The 23,776-nt window shown below is 56.2% G+C and carries 21 protein-coding genes, 4 tRNA genes and 1 pseudogene; 18 read left to right on the forward strand and 8 right to left on the reverse strand.

All coding sequences use genetic code 11. From position 1 onward, the window contains the following. The first annotated feature begins 135 nt into the window (after positions 1-135). The 14 genes and pseudogenes from mltB (at position 136) to luxS (ending at position 12,240) form a co-directional block, all read left to right on the forward strand. On the forward strand, positions 136-1,215 hold the full coding sequence (mltB, locus tag GJV78_RS13710) for a lytic murein transglycosylase B (protein ID WP_155108898.1): 1,080 nt from the start codon (positions 136-138) through the stop codon (positions 1,213-1,215). 389 nt (positions 1,216-1,604) lie between these two features. Then, positions 1,605-2,102 (forward strand): nicotinamide-nucleotide amidase, encoded by a 498-nt coding sequence (pncC, locus tag GJV78_RS13715; RefSeq protein WP_155108899.1) that lies wholly within the window; start codon positions 1,605-1,607, stop codon positions 2,100-2,102. Between the two features lie 187 nt (positions 2,103-2,289). Beyond that, positions 2,290-3,351 carry a recombinase RecA gene (gene recA, locus GJV78_RS13720; protein WP_155108900.1) on the forward strand — a complete coding sequence of 354 codons (1,062 nt, stop codon included), beginning with the start codon at positions 2,290-2,292 and terminating at the stop codon, positions 3,349-3,351. A gap of 64 nt (positions 3,352-3,415) precedes the next feature. Further along, on the forward strand, positions 3,416-3,916 hold the full coding sequence (gene recX, locus GJV78_RS13725; protein WP_155108901.1) for a recombination regulator RecX: 501 nt from the start codon (positions 3,416-3,418) through the stop codon (positions 3,914-3,916). A gap of 314 nt (positions 3,917-4,230) precedes the next feature. Next, positions 4,231-6,858: an alanine--tRNA ligase gene (gene alaS / locus GJV78_RS13730; RefSeq protein ID WP_155108902.1), complete on the forward strand. Its 2,628-nt coding sequence runs from the start codon at positions 4,231-4,233 to the stop codon at positions 6,856-6,858. Positions 6,859-7,212: 354 nt separating this feature from the next. Further along, complete coding sequence (gene csrA / locus GJV78_RS13735; RefSeq protein WP_154773868.1) at positions 7,213-7,398, forward strand: carbon storage regulator CsrA; 186 nt, start codon at positions 7,213-7,215, stop codon at positions 7,396-7,398. A gap of 541 nt (positions 7,399-7,939) precedes the next feature. Next, positions 7,940-8,032 (forward strand) — tRNA-Ser (locus GJV78_RS13740). A 3-nt stretch (positions 8,033-8,035) separates the two neighbouring features. Next, positions 8,036-8,112 (forward strand) — tRNA-Arg (locus GJV78_RS13745). Between the two features lie 196 nt (positions 8,113-8,308). Continuing rightward, a tRNA-Arg gene (locus GJV78_RS13750) sits at positions 8,309-8,385 on the forward strand. Positions 8,386-8,570: 185 nt separating this feature from the next. Further along, positions 8,571-8,647 (forward strand) — tRNA-Arg (locus GJV78_RS13755). 218 nt (positions 8,648-8,865) lie between these two features. Further along, positions 8,866-9,432, forward strand: a complete 567-nt coding sequence (gene yqaB / locus GJV78_RS13760; protein ID WP_155108903.1) for a fructose-1-phosphate/6-phosphogluconate phosphatase — start codon at positions 8,866-8,868, stop codon at positions 9,430-9,432. Continuing rightward, positions 9,429-9,830: pseudogene (locus tag GJV78_RS13765) on the forward strand (YqaA family protein). Before yqaB ends, GJV78_RS13765 begins: the two are co-directional and overlap by 4 nt. A gap of 191 nt (positions 9,831-10,021) precedes the next feature. Continuing rightward, positions 10,022-11,578: a glutamate--cysteine ligase gene (gshA, locus tag GJV78_RS13770; RefSeq protein ID WP_155108904.1), complete on the forward strand. Its 1,557-nt coding sequence runs from the start codon at positions 10,022-10,024 to the stop codon at positions 11,576-11,578. Positions 11,579-11,724: 146 nt separating this feature from the next. Continuing rightward, positions 11,725-12,240 (forward strand): S-ribosylhomocysteine lyase, encoded by a 516-nt coding sequence (gene luxS / locus GJV78_RS13775; RefSeq protein ID WP_155108905.1) that lies wholly within the window; start codon positions 11,725-11,727, stop codon positions 12,238-12,240. An 80-nt stretch (positions 12,241-12,320) separates the two neighbouring features. On the opposite strand, the gene emrB is transcribed toward luxS, so the two are convergent. The 5 genes from emrB to GJV78_RS13800 all read right to left on the reverse strand — a co-directional run bounded on the left by emrB (position 12,321) and on the right by GJV78_RS13800 (position 18,060). After that, positions 12,321-13,859, reverse strand: a complete 1,539-nt coding sequence (emrB, locus tag GJV78_RS13780; protein WP_155108906.1) for a multidrug efflux MFS transporter permease subunit EmrB — start codon at positions 13,857-13,859, stop codon at positions 12,321-12,323. Between the two features lie 16 nt (positions 13,860-13,875). After that, a complete protein-coding gene (gene emrA, locus GJV78_RS13785) occupies positions 13,876-15,048 on the reverse strand; it encodes a multidrug efflux MFS transporter periplasmic adaptor subunit EmrA (protein WP_155108907.1) in 1,173 nt (390 codons plus the stop codon). A gap of 119 nt (positions 15,049-15,167) precedes the next feature. Beyond that, positions 15,168-15,698: a transcriptional repressor MprA gene (gene mprA / locus GJV78_RS13790; protein WP_155108908.1), complete on the reverse strand. Its 531-nt coding sequence runs from the start codon at positions 15,696-15,698 to the stop codon at positions 15,168-15,170. A 518-nt stretch (positions 15,699-16,216) separates the two neighbouring features. After that, the gene (locus GJV78_RS13795) at positions 16,217-17,401 is read right to left on the reverse strand and encodes an MFS transporter (protein WP_155108909.1); all 1,185 of its coding nucleotides are present in this window, start codon (positions 17,399-17,401) and stop codon (positions 16,217-16,219) included. A gap of 332 nt (positions 17,402-17,733) precedes the next feature. Continuing rightward, positions 17,734-18,060, reverse strand: a complete 327-nt coding sequence (locus GJV78_RS13800; RefSeq protein ID WP_155108910.1) for a DUF883 domain-containing protein — start codon at positions 18,058-18,060, stop codon at positions 17,734-17,736. Positions 18,061-18,222: 162 nt separating this feature from the next. On the opposite strand from GJV78_RS13800, the gene GJV78_RS13805 reads away from it, so the two are divergent. Then, complete coding sequence (locus GJV78_RS13805; protein WP_155108911.1) at positions 18,223-18,567, forward strand: DUF2002 family protein; 345 nt, start codon at positions 18,223-18,225, stop codon at positions 18,565-18,567. A gap of 38 nt (positions 18,568-18,605) precedes the next feature. Here GJV78_RS13805 and alaE read toward each other — a convergent pair whose 3' ends face one another. Next, positions 18,606-19,055 (reverse strand): L-alanine exporter AlaE, encoded by a 450-nt coding sequence (gene alaE, locus GJV78_RS13810; RefSeq protein WP_155108912.1) that lies wholly within the window; start codon positions 19,053-19,055, stop codon positions 18,606-18,608. A 765-nt stretch (positions 19,056-19,820) separates the two neighbouring features. Here alaE and stpA point away from each other — a divergent pair. Continuing rightward, positions 19,821-20,222: a DNA-binding protein StpA gene (gene stpA, locus GJV78_RS13815; protein WP_155108913.1), complete on the forward strand. Its 402-nt coding sequence runs from the start codon at positions 19,821-19,823 to the stop codon at positions 20,220-20,222. 54 nt (positions 20,223-20,276) lie between these two features. Here the strand turns inward: stpA and GJV78_RS13820 are convergent, their stop codons facing one another. Both GJV78_RS13820 and GJV78_RS22995 read right to left on the reverse strand, forming a co-directional pair. After that, the gene (locus tag GJV78_RS13820; protein WP_155108914.1) at positions 20,277-20,456 is read right to left on the reverse strand and encodes a hypothetical protein; all 180 of its coding nucleotides are present in this window, start codon (positions 20,454-20,456) and stop codon (positions 20,277-20,279) included. Between the two features lie 467 nt (positions 20,457-20,923). After that, positions 20,924-21,121, reverse strand: coding sequence for a hypothetical protein (locus GJV78_RS22995; protein WP_167519574.1), 198 nt, complete (start codon positions 21,119-21,121; stop codon positions 20,924-20,926). A 12-nt stretch (positions 21,122-21,133) separates the two neighbouring features. Between GJV78_RS22995 and GJV78_RS13825 the strand changes: the two genes are divergently transcribed. Both GJV78_RS13825 and GJV78_RS13830 read left to right on the forward strand, forming a co-directional pair. Next, positions 21,134-23,077 carry an FTR1 family iron permease gene (locus GJV78_RS13825; RefSeq protein ID WP_407929057.1) on the forward strand — a complete coding sequence of 648 codons (1,944 nt, stop codon included), beginning with the start codon at positions 21,134-21,136 and terminating at the stop codon, positions 23,075-23,077. A gap of 124 nt (positions 23,078-23,201) precedes the next feature. Continuing rightward, positions 23,202-23,729: an iron transporter gene (locus GJV78_RS13830; protein WP_155108916.1), complete on the forward strand. Its 528-nt coding sequence runs from the start codon at positions 23,202-23,204 to the stop codon at positions 23,727-23,729. Positions 23,730-23,776 lie beyond the last annotated feature (47 nt).

Consider the following 23,776-nt stretch of genomic DNA (forward strand, 5'->3'; position numbering starts at 1 on the left):
ATCGTTTAACATGGCGACCTGTTCTGGAAAGGCCTGGAGGCCGCGGCAGGGGAAAGTGCAATAAGGCGCGTCCTTGTATGGCAAAGAATCTTTTACCATACTTCACCCTGGCCGAATTTGTTTAATGGATGAGTCATGTTGAAGTGTCGTTGTATTGCCTTGATCTGTTTCTCTGTACTGCTTGCCGCCTGTAGCAGCAAGCCGAAACCTTCGGAAAATCAAACGGCCATGCTGGTACCCACCGGCGGCTTTCTGCTCGAGCCACGGCATAACGTCATGCAGCTGGGCGGGGATTTCGCCAGTAACCCCAACGCGCAGCAGTTCATCGATAATATGGTGCGCAAGCACGGCTTCGATCGCCAGCAGCTGCAGGAAATAGTCTCGCAGGCCAAACGGCTGGATTATGTGCTGCGCCTGATGGATCGCCAGGCACCCGGAGCCCGGCCGCCGTCCAGGCCTAACGGCGCGTGGCTGCGCTACCGCAAGCAGTTCATCACGCCGGACAATGTGCAGAACGGCGTGGCCTTCTGGAATCAGTATGAAGATGCGCTGAACCGGGCATGGCAGGTCTACGGCGTTCCGCCGGAAATTATCGTCGGGATTATTGGCGTGGAAACCCGCTGGGGGCGCGTAATGGGCAAAACGCGCATTCTCGACGCGCTGGCCACCCTGGCGTTTGACTATCCGCGTCGGGCGAAATACTTTTCCGCCGAGCTGGAAACTTTCCTGCTGATGGCGCGTGCTGAACAGGACGACCCGCTGGATTTGAAAGGCTCTTTCGCCGGCGCGATGGGCTATGGGCAGTTTATGCCTTCTTCTTATAAAGAGTATGCGGTGGATTTTAACGGCGACGGCCACATCAATTTGTGGGACCCGGTCGATGCCATCGGCAGCGTGGCGAACTATTTTAAAGCCCACGGCTGGGTGAAAGGCGATACGGTGGCGGTGGTGGCGAACGGCCAGGCCCCGGGGCTGGCGAACGGTTTTAAAACCCAGTACACCCCTTCGCAGCTGGCTGCCGCAGGGCTGACGCCGCAGCAGCCGCTGGGCAATCGCCAGCAGGTTAGCCTGCTGCGGCTGGACGTCGGCACCGGCTATCAGTACTGGTACGGGCTGCCGAACTTTTATACGATCACCCGGTATAACCACAGCACGCATTATGCCATGGCGGTCTGGCAACTGGGGCAGGCCGTGGGGCTGGCGCGCGTGCGGTAAGGTGGAACGGCTTCGGCTTATCATCAGGGGCCGGCGGGCTTAAGATCGCTATCTGCAAAATCATGCGGTGGGTTTGCGGCGGTTAACCATAAAAGGGAACACCGCATTTTTCTTCGTGGCCCGTCCTGCTGGCAGCGAAAGGGAAGCGCTTCTGACGAAGGACTGGCGTGGTTGTATGTACGGCTGAATGTCCCGGCGGCGTGACCTGACAATCAATGCCCAACGCTGCGGGCTGGCTGCCAGTCAGGGCTTATTTTTTGACAGGCTCAGGCGGCTGTAGCAAACGGCAACGCTTTCTGAACCGCCCTCGTAAAATTGCCAACGCACCCCCATCTCTGACGGGAAGGTGCTATCTTGTCCGACATAGAAATTAACTGACTGAGGCTGAAATGAGTGACGGTGAACTGATGCAGTTAAGCGAACGGCTGGGGCTGGCGTTAAAAGCGCGCGGTGCCACCGTAACGGCGGCGGAGTCCTGTACCGGCGGCTGGGTGGCGAAAGCGCTTACCGATATTGCCGGCAGCTCGGCCTGGTTTGAGCGCGGTTTTGTCACCTACAGCAACGAGGCAAAATCGCAGACGATCGGCGTTAGCGAAGAGACGCTGGCGCAGCACGGCGCGGTTAGCGAACCGGTAGTGGTGGAAATGGCGATTGGCGCGCTGAAGGCTGCGCGCGCCGACTATGCCGTTGCCATTAGCGGTATCGCCGGGCCGGATGGCGGTAGCGCCGGGAAGCCCGTCGGCACCGTCTGGTTCGCCTTTGCCAGCGCGCGCGGTGAGGGGATCACCCGCCGGGAATGCTTCACCGGGGATCGCGAGAGCGTGCGCCGACAGGCCACGGCTTATGCCCTGCAAACGCTGTGGCAACATTTTCTACAAAATACTTGATACTGTATGACTGTACAGTATAATCGCTTCAACAATACGATATTCACTATCCGGTAAAAGACACAGCCATTTGGGCTGCAGCGCGCTGGCGGCAGATAAATCCTCACGGTATCGCGGGGAATCAAAGCGGCCAGCCCAGAGGCGGCCTGAAGAGCGACGTGGATTCCGGCACATGACAGGAGTAGCAATGGCTATCGACGAAAACAAACAGAAAGCGTTGGCGGCAGCACTGGGCCAGATCGAAAAGCAATTCGGCAAAGGCTCCATCATGCGCCTGGGTGAAGACCGCTCTATGGATGTAGAAACCATCCCGACCGGCTCGCTTTCGCTGGACATCGCGCTGGGCGCGGGCGGCCTGCCGATGGGCCGTATCGTCGAAATTTACGGGCCGGAATCGTCCGGTAAAACCACCCTGACGCTGCAGGTGATTGCCGCCGCCCAGCGTGAAGGTAAAACCTGCGCATTTATCGACGCCGAACATGCCCTGGACCCGGTCTACGCCCGCAAGCTGGGGGTGGATATCGATAATTTGCTCTGCTCGCAGCCGGATACCGGTGAACAGGCGCTGGAAATTTGCGACGCGCTGGCGCGCTCCGGCGCGGTGGACGTTATCGTCGTCGACTCCGTTGCGGCCCTGACGCCGAAGGCGGAAATCGAAGGTGAAATTGGCGACTCCCATATGGGTCTTGCGGCGCGTATGATGAGCCAGGCCATGCGTAAGCTGGCGGGGAACCTGAAGCAGTCCAACACGCTGCTGATCTTCATCAACCAGATCCGTATGAAAATTGGCGTGATGTTCGGTAACCCGGAAACCACCACCGGCGGCAATGCGCTGAAATTCTACGCCTCCGTTCGCCTGGATATCCGCCGTATCGGCGCGGTGAAAGAGGGTGATAACGTGGTGGGGAGTGAAACCCGCGTGAAGGTCGTGAAGAACAAAATCGCCGCGCCGTTTAAGCAGGCTGAGTTCCAGATCCTCTACGGGGAAGGGATCAACTTCTATGGTGAGCTGGTCGATCTGGGCGTGAAAGAAAAGCTGATCGAGAAGGCGGGGGCCTGGTACAGCTATAACGGCGAAAAAATCGGTCAGGGTAAGGCGAATGCAACGTCCTGGCTGAAGGAAAACCCGGCAACCGCGAAGGAAATAGAGAAGAAGGTGCGCGAGCTGCTGCTTAATAACCAGGACACCACGCCAGACTTTACCGTTGACGACGCCCAGGGGGCGGAAGAGACCAACGAAGATTTCTGATAGCCTGCTGTAAAACACAAGGGTCGTTCGCGCGGCCCTTTTTGCATTTTCAAAAGAGGTAAGGATGACAGAGTCCACCACCCACAGATCGGTCTATGCCCGCCTGCAGGATCGCGCGGTTCGTATTCTGGCCGCCCGTGACCACAGCGAGCAGGAGCTGAGGCGCAAGCTGTCTGCGGCGATACCGGGAAAGCGTTGCCCGGAGGAGATCGGGGCGACGGCGGAGGAGCATGAGCGGGTTATCGCCTGGTGCTATGAGAACCACTATCTGGACGACAGCCGCTTTGCCGAACGCTTTATCGCCAGCCGCAGCCGCAAAGGCTACGGCCCGGCCCGAATTCGTCAGGAGCTGGTTCAAAAAGGCATTGAGCGTGAATTATCTGAAAAAGCGCTGTGTGAATGCGATATTGACTGGTTTGCGCAGGCCCGGGACCAGGCAGTGCGTAAATATGGCGAACCGCTGCCAACGGCGTTTTCAGATAAAGTAAAAGCGCAACGCTTTTTACTTAGCCGTGGCTACCTGATGGAGGATATTCAGGAAATATGGCGAAATTTTGCCGGTTGAGCGCATACGGGATTTTACTTCGACTGAAAGAAAACTTATCTTATTCCCACTTTTTCCGTTTGGCCGCCGGCTGTTTGAAAGATAACCGGCGTCTGCGACGATAATTCCACCTACGCAAAATCATTCAGGCTGCCTCAGGGCGGCAAAAGAGCGGGGGGCTGGCGGTGTACTATCGTACGTGCCAGGACCCATACGGTCCGAGCGCCGTGGCGCGGCGGCTTGTAAGAGCAGGCTCCATGGCCGAGCCGGATAGCTCTGCGGCCGGCCCCGGGTCAGCCTGACAGATAAAGCGTATAGCGTGATTCAGGATAAATATGAGCAAGAGCACCGCTGAGATCCGTCAGGCGTTTCTCGACTTTTTCCATAGTAAGGGTCATCAGGTTGTTGCCAGCAGTTCCCTGGTGCCCAACAACGATCCTACTCTGCTGTTTACCAATGCCGGGATGAATCAGTTCAAGGATGTTTTCCTTGGACTCGACAAGCGTAACTACTCCCGCGCAACCACCTCGCAGCGCTGCGTGCGGGCGGGCGGTAAACATAACGACCTCGAAAATGTCGGATACACTGCCCGCCACCACACCTTCTTTGAAATGCTGGGTAACTTCAGCTTCGGCGACTATTTCAAACATGATGCTATTCAGTTTGCCTGGGAGCTGCTGACCGGTGAAAACTGGTTTGCCCTGCCGAAAGAGCGGCTGTGGGTCACCGTCTACGAATCTGACGACGAGGCCTACAGCATCTGGGAAAAAGAGGTGGGTATTCCTCGCGAGCGCATTATTCGTATCGGCGATAACAAAGGTGCGCCGTACGCCTCCGATAACTTCTGGCAGATGGGCGATACCGGGCCGTGCGGCCCGTGCACCGAGATTTTCTACGATCATGGCGATCACATCTGGGGAGGGCCTCCGGGAAGCCCGGAAGAGGACGGCGATCGCTACATTGAGATCTGGAATATCGTCTTTATGCAGTTCAATCGCCGGGCCGATGGCGTTATGGAACCGCTGCCGAAACCGTCGGTGGATACCGGCATGGGCCTGGAACGTATTGCGGCCGTGCTGCAGCACGTCAACTCCAACTATGACATCGACCTGTTCCGTACCCTAATCGAGGCGGTGGCGAAGGTAACCGGCTCCACCGAGCTGGGCAATAAGTCCCTGCGCGTTATCGCTGACCATATTCGCTCCAGCGCGTTCCTGATCGCCGACGGCGTGCTGCCGTCAAATGAAGGCCGCGGCTACGTGCTGCGCCGCATTATTCGTCGCGCGGTGCGCCACGGCAACATGCTGGGCGCGAAGGACACCTTTTTCTACAAGCTGGTCAGGCCGCTGATCGCGGTGATGGAGTCTGCAGGCGACGAATTAAAACGCCAGCAGGCCCAGGTCGAGCAGGTGCTGAAAACTGAAGAGGAGCAGTTTGCCCGCACCCTGGAGCGCGGTCTGGCGCTGCTGGATGAAGAACTGGCGAAGCTGCAGGGGGATACCCTCGATGGTGAAACCGTTTTCCGCCTGTATGACACCTACGGTTTCCCGGTCGATCTGACCGCTGACGTTTGCCGCGAGCGCAACATTAAGGTCGATGAGGCCGGCTTTGAGGCCGCGATGGAAGAACAGCGCCGCCGCGCGCGTGAAGCCAGCGGCTTCGGCGCGGACTATGATGCGCTTATCCGCGTTGACGGCGTCTCCGAATTTAAGGGGTACGATCGGCTGGCGCTGAACGGCAAGGTTACCGCGCTGTTCGTGGATGGCAAAGCGGTAGAGGCAATTAACGCGGGGCAAGACGCCGTTGTTATCCTGGATAGCACGCCGTTCTATGCCGAGTCCGGCGGACAGGTTGGCGATAAGGGCGAGCTGAAAGGCGCGGGCTGCGCGTTTTCCGTTGCCGATACGCAGAAATATGGTCAGGCGATCGGGCATGTCGGCAAACTGACCGCTGGTTCGCTGAAGGTGGGCGACGCGGTGCAGGCTGAGGTTGACGAAGCACGTCGCGCGCGTATTCGCCTGAACCACTCTGCAACCCACCTGATGCACGCCGCGCTGCGCCAGGTTCTGGGGACTCACGTGGCGCAGAAGGGATCGCTGGTTAACGATAAGCTGCTGCGCTTCGATTTTTCCCATAACGAAGCGATGAAACCATCAGAAATCCGTGCCGTTGAGGACCTGGTGAATGCGCAAATTCGTCGCAATCTGCCGATCGAAACCCACGTTATGGATCTGGAAGCGGCAAGAGCCAAAGGCGCAATGGCGCTGTTTGGCGAAAAATATGATGAGCGCGTACGTGTGCTGAGCATGGGCGACTTCTCTACCGAGCTGTGCGGCGGTACGCACGCTGACCGCACCGGCGATATCGGTCTGTTCCGGATTATGTCAGAATCCGGTACCGCTGCCGGGGTGCGCCGTATTGAGGCGGTAACGGGCGAAGGGGCGATTGCCACCGTGCATGCACAGAGCGATCGCCTGAATGAGATAGCGCAGCTGCTGAAGGGCGACAGTCAGAATCCTGGCGACAAAGTGCGTTCCGTACTGGAGCGCACGCGCCAGCTTGAAAAAGAGCTTCAGCAGCTTAAAGAACAGGCCGCGGCGCAGGAGAGCGCGAATCTCTCCGGCAAAGCGGTTGATATCAATGGCGTTAAGCTATTGGTGAGTGAGCTTACGGGCGTTGAGCCGAAAATGCTGCGCACCATGGTTGACGATCTGAAAAATCAGCTGGGGTCGACCATTATCGTGCTGGCAACGGTAGCGGAAGGCAAGGTCTCCCTGATTGCGGGCGTGTCGAAGGATGTGACCGATCGCGTTAAGGCCGGGGAACTGGTTGGTATGATCGCGCAGCAGGTGGGTGGTAAGGGCGGCGGTCGTCCGGATATGGCGCAGGCCGGCGGTACGGATGCGGCTTCGCTGCCCGCGGCGTTAGCCAGTGTGAAAGGCTGGGTCAGCGCAAGACTGTAATAATTAAGCCCTAAATAATTCGGGTTGCAGGAAGGCTGTGACGCAGGCGGTGGCCCTTCAGGGGGAGGCCCCTGGGCCGAATAAAGCCTACGCACATGCAACGTGAAGTATGATGGGGATATAAGCGTTAACCGCTGATGTGGGCGTCGATCTGCGGCAGTGTTTTTAACGCGATCGACCACGATAAAGTCGGGTTGAAGTTGTGTATATCGGCTAAACTTAGGTTTAACAGAATGTGATGCCATGACTGCTTACATGTAATGTGTTTGTCATCGCTTACTTTTTGGCGTTATATGATGGATAATGCCGGGATACAGAGAGACCCGACTCTTTTAATCTTTCAAGGAGCAAAGAATGCTGATTCTGACTCGTCGAGTAGGTGAAACCCTCATGATTGGAGATGAGGTCACCGTGACAGTTTTAGGGGTGAAGGGCAACCAGGTACGCATTGGCGTAAACGCCCCAAAAGAAGTTTCTGTCCATCGTGAAGAGATCTACCAGCGTATCCAGGCTGAAAAGACCCAGCAGTCCAGTTACTAAGGTTTTCGCGTCTCACCGTTCCGGTGAGACGCGAACTCAGTTCACTTTTATCCTCTCGTATTCACGTCATTCCCCTCCTTTCTCTCTCCTGGCCGTCAGCGCTCTCCGTTTTTATCGACCGCAGACGCAGTACGTCGGTACGCTGTGTTATCCCCTGACGGGCCGCTCTGCGGCTGCTTTAGCGCTCATGACGGCAAGCCCCCGGGATTTCGGGGAACAACTTCACCAAAGACGACCTGCGGCATTAAATGCCTTTCTGATGACGTTGCTGCTGCATTGGGCGGCCTGAGACTTCCCTTTTCAGGGGCCGTGCGGTTCAAAAACACTGGTTCTGTTTTTGTGTTGCAACGCAATTTATGCGGCTATAGCCGTTGATAAAACGCCCTTTTTGCCGTTTTTGCAGGCTAATTGCGCGTGAAGTGTGCAAACAACAAAAGCGCAGGAAAAATTGTTTGACTTATAAGTCTCAGAAAGTAATATGTGCGCCACGCAGCGACGATGAGCTAAAACAAGTTCTTCGAAGCACTCGTAAGAGGCGTGTGGTGAGGTGGCCGAGAGGCTGAAGGCGCTCCCCTGCTAAGGGAGTATGCGGTCAAAAGCTGCATCCGGGGTTCGAATCCCCGCCTCACCGCCATTTGCATCCGTAGCTCAGCTGGATAGAGTACTCGGCTACGAACCGAGCGGTCGGAGGTTCGAATCCTCCCGGATGCACCATACTTCTCCTTGTCTTCAGCGACGAAGGTATGAATGGGGTGGCGGTATTAACCGCAGGCTCCTGGAAGGATAACGCCGCTTCAGCAGCGGCCCGAAGGGCGAGCCGAGAGGCGAGTCATCCTCCTGGATGCACCACCTCTTATTTGATATGACTTTTGTAGTGATATCAAAATCTGCAGTAAATGAGTTTTCCGATGCATCCGTAGCTCAGCTGGATAGAGTACTCGGCTACGAACCGAGCGGTCGGAGGTTCCAATCCTCCCGGATGCACCATACTTCTCCTTGTCTTCAGCGACGAAGGTATGAATGGGGCAGCGGCACTCACCGCAGGCACCAGGGAGGATAACGCTGCTTCAGCAGTGGCCCGCAAGGCGAGTCATCCATTCCGGATGCGTCACCTCTTATTTGATATGGCTTTTGTAGTGATATCAAAATCTGCAGTAAATGAGTTTTCCGATGCATCCGTAGCTCAGCTGGATAGAGTACTCGGCTACGAACCGAGCGGTCGGAGGTTCGAATCCTCCCGGATGCACCATACTTCTCCTTATCTTCAGCGATGAAGGTATGAATGGGGCAGCGGCACTCACCGCAGGCACCAGGGAGGATAACGCTGCTTCAGCAGCGGCCGCACAACAAGCTATTCTCTCGCCCGAACATTTAACGCCCTCTGCACAATCTTCGTCTTCTCCATCAGCGACAAAATCAACAAATTAGGCTAAAGTAGCGTCCGGTCATTTGCTTTATGAGCGCGCCATGTACGAACGTTATGCAGGTTTAATTTTTGATATGGATGGCACCCTTCTTGATACTGAGCCAACGCACCGTAAGGCGTGGCGTGAGGTTCTGGGGCGTCATGGATTACGTTTTGACGAGCAGGCTGTGGTCGCGCTGAATGGCTCACCAGGCTGGCATATCGCCCGAAAACTTATTGAAATTAACCATGCCGATCTCGATCCGTATAGCCTGGCGGATGAAAAAAACGCGGCGGTAAGACGTATGCTGCTTGACTGCGTTGAGCCTCTGCCGCTGGTAGAGGTAGTCAGGACGTGGTATGGCCGCAGACCTATGGCGGTGGGGACGGGCAGCGGGAGCGCCCTCGCGGAAGCGTTGCTGGCGCATCTGGGGCTGCGCCGCTATTTCGATGCGGTCGTAGCCGCCGATCATGTACAGCATCATAAGCCCGCGCCCGACACCTTTCTTCTCTGTGCCGAGCGCATGGGCGTATCTCCGACGCGCTGTGTGGTATTTGAGGATGCCGATTTTGGCCTGCAGGCGGCCCGTGCGGCAGGCATGGATGTTGTGGACGTTCGATTACTGTGAGTGACGGGATGTCGCTTCTGTCACTGTTTGCCAGCTGTTTTCTCGGCGCGACGCTGCTGCCGGGAAATTCTGAAGTTGTGCTGATTGTCATGCTACTCTCCGGGGTCAGCACTTCCTGGCTTCTGGTCTTAACAGCAACAATGGGTAATAGCCCTGGAGGGGTAACTAACGTTATCCTTGAGCGTCTTTTTCCTTTGCGTAAAACGTCGCGCTGGCAAGAAAAAGCCACCGCCTGGTATTAAGCTGGACGCCGGTTATTGGCGATCTGCTGTGTCTGCTGGCGGGATGGATGCGCATGCCGTGGGAAGCGACGCTCTTATTTTTATGCCTGGGCGAAAGCGCTGCGCTATATTCTGATCGCAGCAGCGACGGTTCAGGGCATGATATGGTGGCACTAATTGTGGGGCCTGGACGCTTTCATCAAACCGTTTTATTTGCCGCTTTGCCTCCGGGCAGCGCCCGAAAACTTCACGTACCCCGCGTACGCTGCGGTTTACTCGCTGCCGGTGCGGCAGCAAGATGAAATCGTCCGTATCGTCACCATTACAGTTATGCTAATTAAAACGTATTTGACAGGCGGGAGGTCAATTTGATCCCGGACGTATCACAGGCGCTGACCTGGCTGGAAAACCATCCTCAGGCACTGAGGGGGATTCAGCGCGGACTTGAGCGCGAAACGCTGCGTGTGAATGCTGATGGCACGCTGGCGACTACCGGTCATCCTGAAGCGTTAGGCGCTGCGCTGACGCATAAATGGATCACCACAGATTTTGCTGAAGCGCTGCTGGAGTTTATCACTCCGGTAGACGGCGATATTGGGCATATGCTCGCCTTTATGCGCGATCTGCATCGCTATACTGCCAAAAAGCTGGGCGACGAGCGCATGTGGCCGCTGAGTATGCCCTGCTACGTCGCCGAAGGGCAGGATATCGAGCTGGCGCAGTACGGTATGTCAAACGTTGGGCGACTGAAAACGCTCTACCGCGAAGGGCTGAAAAACCGCTACGGCGCTCTGATGCAAATCATCTCCGGCGTCCACTATAATTTTTCTCTGCCGATGACGTTCTGGCAGGCGAAGTGCGGGGTCACCGAAGGGGAAGAGGCGAAAGAGAAAATCTCCGCCGGCTATTTTCGCCTGATCCGCAATTATTATCGTTTTGGCTGGGTGATCCCCTATCTGTTCGGCGCTTCGCCGGCGATCTGCGCCTCCTTCCTGCAGGGGAAAACTACCACGCTGCCGTTTGAGAAAACGGACTGTGGTATGTACTACCTGCCATACGCCACTTCGCTGCGCCTGAGCGATCTGGGCTATACCAATAAGTCGCAAAGCAATCTCGGCATTACCTTTAACGATCTGCATGAGTATGTGGCGGGGCTGAAGCGCGCCATTAAAACCCCTTCTGAAGAGTACGCGGCGATTGGCCTGCAGAAAGAGGGCAAGCGCCTGCAAATCAACAGCAACGTGCTGCAGATTGAAAACGAGCTGTATGCGCCGATTCGTCCGAAGCGGGTGACCCGCAGCGGCGAAAGCCCGTCCGACGCGCTGCTGCGCGGCGGAATTGAGTACATCGAGGTGCGCTCGCTGGATATTAACCCTTTCTCGCCCATCGGCGTGGATGAGCAGCAGGTGCGCTTCCTCGACCTCTTCATGGTCTGGTGTGCCCTTGCCGATGCGCCTGAAATGAGCAGCGATGAGCTGCTGTGCACCCGCACCAACTGGAACCGGGTGATTCTCGAAGGGCGCAAACCGGGGCTGACGCTGGGCATTGGCTGTGAAACCGCCCAGTACCCGCTGGCGAAGGTCGGCAAGGATCTGTTCCACGATCTGAAAAGAGTGGCGCAAACGCTGGACAGCATTCACGGTGGAGAGGATTATCAGCGGGTGTGCGACGAATTGGTCGCCTGCTTTGACGATCCGGATCTGACCTTTTCCGCCCGCATTCTGCGCTCGATGATCGATAACGGCATCGGCGGCACCGGCAGAACGCTGGCTGAAGCGTACCGCGCGCAGCTGTGCGAAGAGCCGCTGGAAATTCTGCAGGAGGCGGAATTTGCCGCCGAAGGCGAGGCATCGCGACGCCGCCAGCAGGAGATTGAGGCGGCGGATAGCGAGTCGTTCGATACGTGGCTGGAAAAACAGGCCTGACGGAAAAGAAAAAGGCCACCCGGAGGTGGCCAAACTTCATCTCTGAATACAGGGATGATGATAACAAATGCGCGTCTTTCATATACTGAGACTCGCCCCGTAATAAAGAGTTCAGTTAATTTAAAAAAATTATCGGAGGTGGCTAAATGCCGTTGTTAGATAGCTTCACGGTCGATCATACCCGGATGGAAGCCCCGGCGGTTCGGGTAGCAAAAACGATGAACACGCCGCATGGCGATGCCATTACCGTGTTCGATCTGCGCTTTTGCATCCCCAATAAAGAGGTACTGCCGGAGAAAGGTATCCACACGCTGGAGCACCTGTTTGCAGGCTTTATGCGTAATCACCTTAACGGCAACGGCGTGGAGATTATCGACATCTCTCCGATGGGCTGCCGCACCGGTTTTTATATGAGCCTGATCGGTACGCCTGACGAGCAGCGCGTAGCGGAAGCCTGGAAAGCGGCGATGGCTGACGTGCTGAAAGTCCAGGATCAGAAGCAGATCCCGGAGCTGAACGTCTATCAGTGCGGAACCTGGCAAATGCACTCCCTGAGCGAAGCGCAGGATATCGCGCGTCATATTCTGGAGCGCGACGTTCGGGTTAACAGCAACAACGAGCTGGCCCTGCCGAAAGAGAAGCTGCAGGAGCTACACATCTAGCCGCCGTCGCCGGGCGGGGGGAGGCCCGCCCGGCTTATTGTCTATAAAAAAGGGATCCGCAGCTCCCTCTCGTTTCGCCTCTAGTGCGCACCGCCCCCGCCGCCTCCGGCACCAAACGGTGGTTTGGCGAACCAGACCAGGCTCAGTAGCACCAGGAAGACGCCCGCCGATATCCAGAATATTTCATTAGCGGAAATAATAAGCCCCTGGTTGGTTATCTGCTGGGCTATCCAGCCCGACGCCTGCTGCTGCGTCATTCCCAGTCCTTCCAGCTGGCTATAGATAGCCTGCGCGTTAGGGTTATAGGGATTGACCGACTCGGTGAGCTGCGCATGGTGCAGCGACTCGCGGTTGGTCCACAGGGTGGTGGTGATGGAGGTGCCTATCGAACCGGCCAGCGTGCGGGAAAAGTTTGACAGACTGGAGGCCGCCGCCAGACGCTCGGGCGGCAGGCCGGAGAGGGTGATGGTGGTTAACGGCATAAAGAAGCAGGCAACGGCGAAGCCCTGAATAAACTGTGGCCAGGCCGACGCGCCGAAATCCATCCCCGGCTCGAAGGTGTAGGCGCGCCAGTAAAAGCAGACGGCGTACATGATAAAGCTGAAGGTCACCAGCCTGCGCATATCCAGCTTATGGGCAAAGCGGCCAATAATCGGCGACAGGATCACCGGAATCACCCCCACCGGCGCGGAGGCCAGCCCCGCCCAGGTTGCGGTATAGCCGTAAACCTCCTGCAGCAGCTGCGGCAACAGCACGATAGCGCCAAAATAGAGCATATAGGCAAGGCTGATGCACAGGCAGCCAATGGTGAAGTTACGCGATTTAAAGAGCGAGAGATCGACTATAGGGTTATCGTCGGTCAACTCCCAGACAATCAGGAAGCTGATGGCGATAACGGCCACCACCGTCAGGATGATGATCTCCTGGGAGGCGAACCAGTCCAGCTCTTTGCCGCGATCCAGCATAATCTGCAGGCTACCGATGCCAAGCACCAGCAGCGCCAGGCCAACGGCGTCAATGCGCCGTCGCTCGGTGCGGGTTTCCCGACCGCGCAGCGTCTGCAGCGTCATCAGCACCACCGCGATGCCGATCGGCACGTTGATAAAGAAAATCCAGCCCCAGTGGTAGTTGTCGCTGATATAGCCGCCGAGAATCGGCCCGCAGATCGGCGCAACGATCACCGTCATCGACCACAGCGCCAGCGCGATGGAGCGTTTGGCGGGCGGATAGTTATTCAGCAGCAGGCTTTGGGAAAGTGGGATCAGCGGCCCGGCGACCACTCCCTGAAGCACCCGGAAGAAAATCAGCATGTTCAGGCTACTGGAGACGCCGCAGGCCCAGGAGGCGATGGCGAAAGCCACCGTCGACCACATGAACAGCTTCACCTCCCCGATGCGCTTCGCCAGCCAGCCGGTCAGCGGGATCGAGATGGCATTCGCCACTCCGAAGGAGGTAATGACCCACGTCCCCTGGCTCAGGGAGGAGCCAAGGTTCCCGGCGATGGTAGGGATCGCCACGTTAGCAATGGTGGAGTCCAGCACCTGCATGAATGTCGCCAGCGACAGCGCAATGGTCATAATAACCAGCTGCGCGCCCTCCAGCGGTTTTTGCTGTTGCATCACACGCCCCTCAGAATTAGCCAGCGTTGGCCTGCACAATCTCTTCGATCAGCTTATTGACTGGTTCGAGGTTGATTTCACGGGCGTTGCTCTCGGCTACCGGCGTGGTCCGGGTCTGGCTTGCCAGTACCTGGCCGTCGCGGTTTGAGGTGTCAACGGTAACCAGCGTGGAGAGACCAATACGCAGCGGATGCTGCGCCAACTGGCGGGCGTCCAGCTCAATGCGTACCGGCAGGCGCTGAACCACCTTGATCCAGTTGCCGGTGGCGTTCTGCGCCGGCAGCAGCGAGAAGGCGCTGCCTGTTCCCATATCCAGACCCACAACCTTACCGGTGTATTTAACGTCGTCGCCATAGATATCGCTGACCACGGTCACCGGCTGGCCGATGCGCATATGCGCCAGCTGGGTCTCTTTAAAGTTGGCGTCCACCCACAGATTGGTTGCCGGCACCACGGCCATCAGCGGCGTGCTCGGGCTTATCTGCGCGCCGGGCTGTACGGCGCGGCGGGAGACATAGCCGGTCATCGGGCTGACGATTTTGGTGCGCTGCAGGGCCAGCCAGGCGTTACGCACTTCGGTCGCGGCCTGCTGCACTGCGGGCTGATCTTCCAGCCTGCTGTTCAGAATCATCGCCTGATTGGCGTTGTATTGCTGAACGGCAACGTCAAGCTGCGCCTGGGCGCTGGCAACGGCATCCCGCGCGTGCTGCAGCTCTTCACGGCCGATAAGGTTAGCGTTGCCCAGCGGTACGCGGCGGTTAAAATCGCTTTGCGCCTGGGCCAGCGCGGTTTTCCGCACCTCAATGTTGGCCTGCAGCTGCCTGCTGTTGATCATTAGCTGATGGGTCTGGCGCACGCTGGAGGCCAGCGCGGTCTTCGCCTTTTCAAACGCCTGCCTGGCGTCCGTCTGGTCCAGGGTAACCAGCACGTCGCCCTGCTTAACAAAGTCGGTGTTATCGGCCCAGACCTTTGTCACGCTGCCGGACACCTGCGCCATAATCTGTACCTGGTTCCCCGCCACGTATGCGTCATCTGTCTCTTCGTAATGACGCAGTACCAGAAACCAGTAAATCCCATATGCCACGGCAATAATAATAAAGAGCAAGGTGAGAAGGAGCAGCATTCCTTTACGTTTGCTTTTCTTCTTCGCCGGTTGCTGCGGGGCTTGAGTCTCCGCATTTACGCTCATGTTGTTCTCCACGATCTTATTCTTACATCGGCTGAGCCGACCTGTTCATCAGAAAGGCCAGCGATAAGCTGGCCAGTCAGTATTCTTTTCTTAATCTGGATTTAGAGCGAGTCGACGCGCTAGCTCAGCGCTTCAAGAATAGCACCATCCTGATCCATTTGATCGAGACGGACCAGCAGCTTGCGGGTGATGCGCTCGAGCTGCTCTTTTTCGTCGTTGCTGAGTGAGGACCAGAGCTGGTGCAGGTAGTGATGCTGCGGCGGTAAAACCTCGCGTAAAAAGGCATCGCCTTTTTCAGTCAGCTGCAGGTGCAGGCAGCGGCGGTCGTTATCGCTTTCTCGGCGTTCGATCCAGCCGCGTTTTTCTAACTCGTCGGCGATGCGCGTGGCGTTGGTCCGCGACGAACCCAGCGCACAGCTTAGTTCGGAAGGCTGAATGCTGTGATTTTCCTGAGACTCCAGCGTAATCAACGCCATAAATAATGTCTCGTTAATCCCCTGAGCCTTCAGCATTTTATTGCGATTATCCAGCAGTTTACCCTGCATGTGCATACAAAGGCGCGTTAACAGAATTTCCTGATACGGAAAATCTTCATGACGGCTGGCGCGAAATTTTAGCATTTGTTCAATGGGCGTAAACGAACTATCCATTTGGGCATGACCTCATTAATTTCAGCCGATATAGTAACGACGGTGACAAATAAAGTAAATGTATTATCAGATAAAATAATTTTTTATCCCATGCGCTGGCCGGAACTGATACAACGGTGGCAATCGGAAACATCCGGCACGGGCGATAAGGTTCGGTGTGTACGGGATGCCGATCCGGGATCGCATCGGCACTGGGTGGCTGTTAAATGAGAGGGAAAGCTGGCTGACGCCGGTGGTAAAGAGCGGTTCCGGGCGGGGGGGAAACCCGAAAGAGAGGCGTTACGGGCAGAAGCAAAGGCGGTGGGAGGATAGCCAGTGGCACCCGGTAAACTGCCTCTCAGACCTTTCGTTAAACCGGACGGTCCGCTAGTGGACGGTGGAACAGCACTTTCCATAAGGATGAATATACTTTACCGATATAAAAGTAACCGGGGTAAATGAATTTGATAACCTTATCAGACTGCGGGTTTCCTTAACACCCTAAGGCGTTAAATCAAAGGTAAACGCTTGCTAATTGCTTAAATAGCGGCTTCCTGTCGGTGAAAACCTCGCCACCAGACCAGTAAATTAAGTATTGCTATTGACGCCCCGGCCAGGCAGACGCCGGCCCAGCCGATATGCTGCCAGGCAAAAGCTGAAATCAGCGAGCCAGCGGCCCCGCCAATAAAATAACTGGTCATATAGCCCGCGGTGAGGCGGTTGCGGGCGTCCGGATAAAGACGGTAAATCACCGCCTGGTTGGTGATATGTATTGCCTGAACCATAAGATCTAACAGCAGAATGCCGACAATCAGCGCCAGTACCGAAACGTGACCGTACCAGATTGCCAGCCACGAGAGCAGCAGTAACAGCAGGCCGACGGTGGTGGTCAGGTGGGACTGCCCTTTGTCGGCAATGCCGCCCGCCGGGCGGGCACCCAGCGCGCCGGCGGCTCCCGCGAGGCCAAACAGGCCGATGACGCCTTCGGTGTAGTTAAACGGCGGTGCCGCCAGCAGAAATGCCATCGAGGTCCAGAGAACGCTGAAGTTGGCAAAGGTCAGGCAGCCGAGCAGGGCGCGGGTGCGCAGCAGCCTGTCGTGGATAAACAGGCTGAAGACCGAGCCAAGCAACTGCGGATAATTAAGATGCGTTTCCGACTTCAGCCGCGGCAGGCCGCGCCACAGGGCAAGGGCCATCAACGCCATCAGCGCGGACGCCACCCAGAATACGGTACTCCAGCCGCCGAGGCTGGCCAGCAGGCCCGCGACGGTGCGCGCCAGCAGTATGCCCAGCAGCAGGCCGCTCATGATGGTGCCCACCACCTTGCCGCGCTTGTCCGGGGCGGCGAGAGTGGCCGCCATCGGCACCAGCAGCTGCGCCACTACCGAGAACATGCCGGTGAGCGCGGTGCCGAGAATCATCATGCCGAGGGACTGGCTGCTGGCGGTAATCAGCAGGCCGCCTGCCGCCAACAGGGTCATGGAGACGATAAGCGCGCGCCGTTCAAACATATCGCCCAGCGGAACCAGTAACAGCAGCCCGGCGGCATAGCCCAGCTGCGCGGCGGTGACGATAAAGCCTGCGGCACCGGCGGACAGGGAAAAACGGCTGGCGATGGTATCAAGCAGCGGTTGCGCGTAGTAGTTGCTGGCGACCGCAAGGCCGGTGGCTATCGACATCAAAATAATCAGCGCGGGGCTAAGCGCGTGGGAGGATCGGGTCATGATAAGGGGATCGCTGGACAGATAAATATGTTGGAAAAGCAATCATAGCGGAAGTTTGCCGAAGTGGGGAGCAGGACGTATCAAAACCCGCGGTGTGGTGCGGACGATTCGGGCGTTATGCGCTCCGTCAGATGATTGAGCAGGAGCAGGTGACGCCGCTGCCGGCTGGCGATTCAGGCGCTAAGCCGCTGGTATCGCATGGGCAGGGAGGGTTGCATTAATATCACGTCGCCGGAAATGGCGCGGCGGGTTGCGCAGCAGCTGCGGCAGATGCCGGAACCGTGCGCCGGAAGGCGCGCAGGCACCTCCGGCTCCGGTGTGACAAAGGGGCGTTAGCGACGCATCCCCAGCAGAGCGCCGATGAAAATGCCCATCGCCGCAGCCGTGCCTACGCTGCACCAGGGTTTTTCACGTACGAAGGTATCTGCACAGCCCATCACGTCACGTGCCGTCTGCTGAACGCGGGTACGGCCATGCATCCGGGCGCGCGTCTCTTTCAGAATCGCCTGTGCTTTCGCCCGGGCGCTTTCCGCTTCATCCCTGGCGTCGCTTCCCCAGGATTTCAGAACCGCCTCAAGGCTGTCCGCCAGCTGGCTGACATCATTATTAATATCCTGCACGCCGTTCTCTACATCATTCGGGTTCGGTCGGTTAAGCATATGATTCTCCGTTGTTTGTCCTGTAACTTTCAGTGTAGACCATATTTTTTATCTGCCGTCTCCCGTTTCTGCTTATTAACGCCTTTATGGATTTTTCTGAAAGCACTGTTAATGCCGATTCAGGTAAGGTAGGCCCGCCGTAAAAGATGACGAGGAAAAAATATGTATCTACGACCTGATGAGGTGGCGCGCGTACTTGAAAAAGCCGGCTTTACCATTGATGCGGTGACGCCAAAAACTTACGGGTATCGGCGCGGCGAGAATTATGTCTATGTTAATCGGGAAGCGCGAATGGGACGCACCGCGCTGATAATTCATCCGACCCTTAAAGAGCGTAGTTCATCGCTGGCTGAACCCGCTTCCGATATTAAAACGTGCGCGCATTATCAGCATTTTCCCCTTTATTTAGCGGGCCAGACTCATGAGCATTACGGTATTCCGCACGGATTTAGCTCACGTGTTGCGCTGGAGCGTTATCTGACCGGCCTTTTTGGCGATGAGAAATAATCAGGCGACGGGATTAGCCACCGGTCGCGGAGCGTTTTTCAGGCTTTAAGCTGACGGTAGCTACTGACTTTAAACAGCCGACGGCAATAGTCGAGGAAATAGCCATAAACGGCTCCCATGGCCATCGACACAACAATATTTGAGCTGACGGCGGCGGTAACCTGATGCCAGTCAGCGCCCACCGCCAGCAAAATGGCGACGTACACCGGGGACTGAAACGTCACGTACGCCAGCACGTCCAGTATGTTTTTCACCCAGCCGGCGGAACCCGCGCTTTTGGCTGCACGCATAAAAAAATCGCGATACATGCCGTATGGCCATGCAATCAGAACGTTTACCGGTATGGCGAGCAGTCTGGATGAAAGGGACTGTTCAAAGGACATTCCCGAGAGGAAGATCTCGATTGCCATGTTCACGACGGAACAGTAAACAACCATCGCAAAAGTGTCCGCCAGAGCGTGACGCAGGCGTGACTGCGGTGAAAACATGCTACTGCTCCTTCTGATAACTGGGCTCAGGGGATTGAAAAACTTTGGTGGCGTTTTATGTTGGTTTTTTCGCTGATGTGTAGGTTATATTTCTATGAATATTCTTTCAATTAGCGAAATATTTTTATTTATCTTATTTTTTTAGATAAAAAACCATGCGTGGCGTCAGGTTTAAATTGAGACAGAATTTTCGTTGTTTTTTCAACTAAATTTGTTAATAATCATATAGTTGCAATGGGATTGCAGCAAAGGGAAACGGTGGGTTGCGTTCTGCGCAGCTTAAAATTAGTTTTTTGGAGTTTTAATCTTAATGAAAGCGTTATTCTTAGCGTAAAATTCCACTGCTGCCGGTTGGGTTTGTATTCGTTATCGATGCATGAGTATTCATCACTCCGCTGCGGGGCGTTCTAACCGGATCCCGACCGATTAATCCGTTATTACGTTCACCCTGTTCCCGAAATTTAAGTGGCCTTCCTGCACCTCACCCCGCGCTGTGCAAATACGTTTCTGGTAAATTTCCCATCAACTGTCGGGCGATTTGACCTTAGGAGCTTGTCTCTTCGGAACCCGCCTTACGTTTTTTCAAAGTGGTTTACCTTCTGATACTAAAATTATTTAGCTAAGATCGCGGCGACAGTTATTATCCGTATCTGTTCAATGGAATTATTTACATAATGACGGGTTCCTCTGGATCGGTGATAGAATATCGCCTACACTATCCAGGCTAAAAGTTTTTGTTTTTTGCGTTAAAAGGTTTTCATTATTATGAAGTTGATGTTACAGAACTTAAATAATATTCGTACATTACGTGTCATGGCTCGCGAATTCTCCATTGACGTCCTTGAAGAAATGCTTGAAAAATTCAGGGTGGTCACTAAAGAACGGCGTGAAGAGGAAGAGCAGCTGCAGCGTCAGAAAGCGGACAGGCTGGAAAAAATAAACACCTGGCTGGAGCTGATGAAGGCCGACGGAATTAACCCGCAGGATCTGCTGGATAATCATTTTACCGGCTCCCGCGCGGCTAAAAAAAGGCAGGCGCGCCCGGCAAAGTACCGTTTTACCGACCATCGCGGTGAAAGCAAAACGTGGACCGGGCAGGGGCGAATGCCAAAACCGATCGCCCAGGCGCTGGCTGCGGGGAAAACCCTGGATAATTTTCTGATCTAACTCACATAGCCATTTGCCCGGACAGCGCAGCGCTGCCGGGCGGTACGGCGACGTTCAGCAAACGCCGAAATCGCCATCTTCGCTGTAGAGGGTGACGTCCACCGCTTTGAGGGTGAACTTTTCGCCCTGCTCGTCGCCGACCCGGACCGCAATAATTTGATCCTCGTTAACTTCCACCACTTTCAGCTTAGGGCCGCCCACGCGCGGCTGCACCAGATCGCCAGGTTGATACATACCCACCTCCTTCATGACGCTTCTGATTCACCATAGACCAACTTCCCCTGCGGGGACAGGCGCGATCGTGAAATGAATAAACCGTCCTGTGACGGGGGAGTGTATCGCGAATATCGCAGCGGCAAACACGCTCTTTCAGTATCGCCACACGACCGGCTGGGCGAACCACGCGATGTTAATGCGCTGGCCGGGGAGACAGATAACGTCACCGGCCGCGCCTGCTTCGCGCTGACGCCTCTTATTTGCCGGTGGGGGATATCCTGATTCATCGCCATATTATTATGCCGGGGCGGGCTACAAATGAACGCAGGCCAGACAACGCTGGCGGCCGATGGTGTTTCTGTCTGCGCCACCGGCTGGCAAAGAACTTATAATTAATATGGCCATAATTATATCCGGGGTATTATTCAGGAGCAGGCCATATTTTAATCCAGCGTCAGTTCGTAGGTGTACGAATAGTTCAGCGGTTAATTAATAAAGGGGATATATTTCTCTTCTTTATTTGTTGCTCCTCTGGAGTGCTTAATCTTTAACACCATCCGCTTCTCTACTTTTGTTTCATCACATTTTTCAAAATTAACGTAAATCGCCCGCCGTTCATTGAATTTTTTGTGACTTAGATCATGTACAAAACGGGTAAAGTTAATAATGATAATAATTATCATTTGTTTTATCTGGTGCATAACGTGCGTAAACTCAGTCTGTCTCTGCTGGTGACTCTCTTTAGCCTGCTCGTAAGCGTTAGCGCGTGGGCGTCGGCAAACTACAGCCCGTTTATTAAGGATATTGAGCAGCGTCTTGATAAGACGGCAGAGCTTTACGCTCAGCAGCAGCCCGACGAGGCGCGGCGTACGGTACAGATGGCCTATTTTGAGGTGTTTGAAAATCTCGAAGGCCCTATTCGCATCAATATTTCCGCCAGTAAAAGCTATGAGATGGAGAGCGCTTTTGGCGAGATCCGCCGCCTGATCGGCGAGAAAAAGGACCGCGCCGAGGTGCAGGCGAAAATCGACTGGCTGAAGGCCTCCCTGCACGAAGTGGAGCCGCTCCTGAACGACGGGCACCGGCTGGTGGCCGAAGCGCAGCACGGCGTGCACGCCAGAACGGATATTGCCGCCCACTGGCAGCAGAGTTTCCGCACCATTGACGATCTGCTGGCCCGGGCGGTAACGGATTATCAGGCCGGAAACTACGCCTCGGCCAGCCAGCAGGTTCAGCAGGCGCACTATCAGGGTTTTAAAAATTCTGAGATGGAGATGTCGGTCAGGCAGAACCGATCGGCGAAAGCGGCCGCCTCAATAAACCAACAGTTTACCGCGCTGATCGCCCTCGCCGGGCAGCCGGATCGCCTTAACGACGTCGCCTACCAGGTGACAAATCTGCTGCAGGATATTGAGGATATTCTGCCCGGCCTGCCGACAACCCGCGAAGAGCAGCAGACCACCGCTGCGCAAAGCGCGGAATACAGCCCGGCTGCAGGCGACGACGGCGCGCGGGCCAACTGGGGCGAGGTGGCACGCGGCATCAACCAGAGCATTCAACAGGCGATTGCCCGCTACCAGGGCGGCGATGCGGCTAGCGCGATTCTGGATGTGCAGGATATCTACTTCGACCAGTTCGAAGCCAGCGGCATGGAAAATAAAATCGGTTCCCGTGATTCGGCCTTTAAAACCACGCTGGAGGCCTACTTCACGCGGCTGGTCAGCCTGATGAAGGCCGGACAGCCGGCAGACAGGCTGCAGGCGGAGGCCGAAGCCCTGCAGCAGGATCTGCAAAAGGCGGTGACGATGCTGGGAGAAGGCGCGGAAACCCGCTGGAGCCTGCTGCTTTACAGCCTGATGATTATCGTGCGCGAAGGACTGGAGGCGCTGTTAATCGTGGCGGCCATTGTCGCCTACATGGTGAAAAACAATCATCAGGACAAGCTGCCGCTGATTCGCCAGTCGGTGGTGGTCGCCCTCATTGCCAGCGTGATCACCGCGGCCATCTTCCAGCTGCTGTTCACCCGCTCCGGTGCCAGCCGCGAGCTGCTGGAAGGCGTGACGATGCTGATTGCCGTGGTGATGCTGTTCTTTATGAGCTACTGGCTGCTGTCGAAGGTGGAAGCGCGGCACTGGAAGGCCTGGCTGGAGGGCAAGCTCTCCCATTCGCTCTCCCGCGGTTCGCTGGTCGGGCTGTGGCTGACCAGCTTTCTGGCGGTTTACCGCGAAGGGGCGGAGACGGTGCTTTTCTACTACGCCCTGATTGGCGATGCGCAGGACGTCGCCGGGCATATGGCGATCGGCGCGGGCTTTGTCACGGGCTGCGTGGTCCTGCTGATCGCATGGCTGGTAATGCGCTACTCGGTGGTGCGGCTGCCGCTGAAACCCTTCTTTATGTTTACCGGCAGCTTTATGTACCTGATGGCCTTCGTTTTTGCGGGCAAAGGGGTGCTGGAGCTGGTGGAAGGTAAGCTGTTCCAGCCGACGTTGATTAACGGCTTCCCGGAAATCAGCTGGCTGGGAATTTACCCCTATGTGGAAACGCTGCTGCCCCAGGCGCTATTGCTGGGAGCGGCGCTGGTGGCGCTGTGGGTGATGCGACACCGGAACGCGGTGCCAGGGGAACCGATAAAAAATTAATTTTTGCCCGCCCTGGCGCAGGGTACGGAACGGCGGCGAGAGCGAGGATCCTCCGGGGTTCAGCGCCACTGACCTGAAGTATGGCGGGTTTGTAGCTGTAATTTTAGACGAGAGGATATGTCTGATGACCATGAAGAAAACCCTGATTGCCGGTGCCGTGATGGCCGCTATTTTTACCGCTCCGGCGGCGTTTGCCTTTAAAGAGTATCCGGCGGGCGAGCCTGTCACGATGAATGAAATGGAGCTGGCTGCCGTTTACCTGCAGCCGATTGATATGGAGCCGCGCGGTATGGGGCTGCCGGCGGCAAAAGCGGACATCCACCTTGAGGCCGATATTCACGCCGTGGAGGGTAACAAAAACGGTTTCGGGGCAGGCGAGTGGATCCCCTATCTGACCATCAGCTATGTTCTCGTCAACAGCGACACCGGCGAAAAACAGGAGGGAACCTTTATGCCGATGGTGGCCAGCGACGGCCCTCACTACGGCGCGAACATCAAGATGATGGGCGTGGGCAACTACAAGGTGACCTACCATATCGAGCCGCCGTCAAAAGCGGGTATGCATCGCCACACCGACGGTGAAACCGGCGTAGGCCGCTGGTGGAAGCCCTTTGACGTCAGCTATGAGTTCAAATACGTCGGTTTAAATTAACCACATCCGCGCCGGGGCAGGTAGAGACTGTCCCGGTATCGCTTCAG

Origin of the sequence: Intestinirhabdus alba, assembly GCF_009711095.1 — a bacterium.
GTDB lineage: Bacteria > Pseudomonadota > Gammaproteobacteria > Enterobacterales > Enterobacteriaceae > Intestinirhabdus > Intestinirhabdus alba.

Excerpts from the sequence above, each read along its gene's own strand:
- mltB (WP_155108898.1), top strand. The coding sequence starts at position 136 with ATGTTGAAGTGTCGTTGTATTGCCTTGATCTGTTTCTCTGTACTGCTT.
- pncC (WP_155108899.1), top strand. The coding sequence starts at position 1,605 with ATGAGTGACGGTGAACTGATGCAGTTAAGCGAACGGCTGGGGCTGGCG.
- recA (WP_155108900.1), top strand. The coding sequence starts at position 2,290 with ATGGCTATCGACGAAAACAAACAGAAAGCGTTGGCGGCAGCACTGGGC.
- recX (WP_155108901.1), top strand. The coding sequence starts at position 3,416 with ATGACAGAGTCCACCACCCACAGATCGGTCTATGCCCGCCTGCAGGAT.
- alaS (WP_155108902.1), top strand. The coding sequence starts at position 4,231 with ATGAGCAAGAGCACCGCTGAGATCCGTCAGGCGTTTCTCGACTTTTTC.
- csrA (WP_154773868.1), top strand. The coding sequence starts at position 7,213 with ATGCTGATTCTGACTCGTCGAGTAGGTGAAACCCTCATGATTGGAGAT.
- yqaB (WP_155108903.1), top strand. The coding sequence starts at position 8,866 with ATGTACGAACGTTATGCAGGTTTAATTTTTGATATGGATGGCACCCTT.
- luxS (WP_155108905.1), top strand. The coding sequence starts at position 11,725 with ATGCCGTTGTTAGATAGCTTCACGGTCGATCATACCCGGATGGAAGCC.
- emrB (WP_155108906.1), bottom strand. The coding sequence starts at position 13,859 with ATGCAACAGCAAAAACCGCTGGAGGGCGCGCAGCTGGTTATTATGACC.
- emrA (WP_155108907.1), bottom strand. The coding sequence starts at position 15,048 with ATGAGCGTAAATGCGGAGACTCAAGCCCCGCAGCAACCGGCGAAGAAG.
- mprA (WP_155108908.1), bottom strand. The coding sequence starts at position 15,698 with ATGGATAGTTCGTTTACGCCCATTGAACAAATGCTAAAATTTCGCGCC.
- GJV78_RS13795 (WP_155108909.1), bottom strand. The coding sequence starts at position 17,401 with ATGACCCGATCCTCCCACGCGCTTAGCCCCGCGCTGATTATTTTGATG.
- GJV78_RS13800 (WP_155108910.1), bottom strand. The coding sequence starts at position 18,060 with ATGCTTAACCGACCGAACCCGAATGATGTAGAGAACGGCGTGCAGGAT.
- GJV78_RS13805 (WP_155108911.1), top strand. The coding sequence starts at position 18,223 with ATGTATCTACGACCTGATGAGGTGGCGCGCGTACTTGAAAAAGCCGGC.
- alaE (WP_155108912.1), bottom strand. The coding sequence starts at position 19,055 with ATGTTTTCACCGCAGTCACGCCTGCGTCACGCTCTGGCGGACACTTTT.
- stpA (WP_155108913.1), top strand. The coding sequence starts at position 19,821 with ATGAAGTTGATGTTACAGAACTTAAATAATATTCGTACATTACGTGTC.
- GJV78_RS13820 (WP_155108914.1), bottom strand. The coding sequence starts at position 20,456 with ATGTATCAACCTGGCGATCTGGTGCAGCCGCGCGTGGGCGGCCCTAAG.
- GJV78_RS22995 (WP_167519574.1), bottom strand. The coding sequence starts at position 21,121 with ATGATAATTATTATCATTATTAACTTTACCCGTTTTGTACATGATCTA.
- GJV78_RS13830 (WP_155108916.1), top strand. The coding sequence starts at position 23,202 with ATGACCATGAAGAAAACCCTGATTGCCGGTGCCGTGATGGCCGCTATT.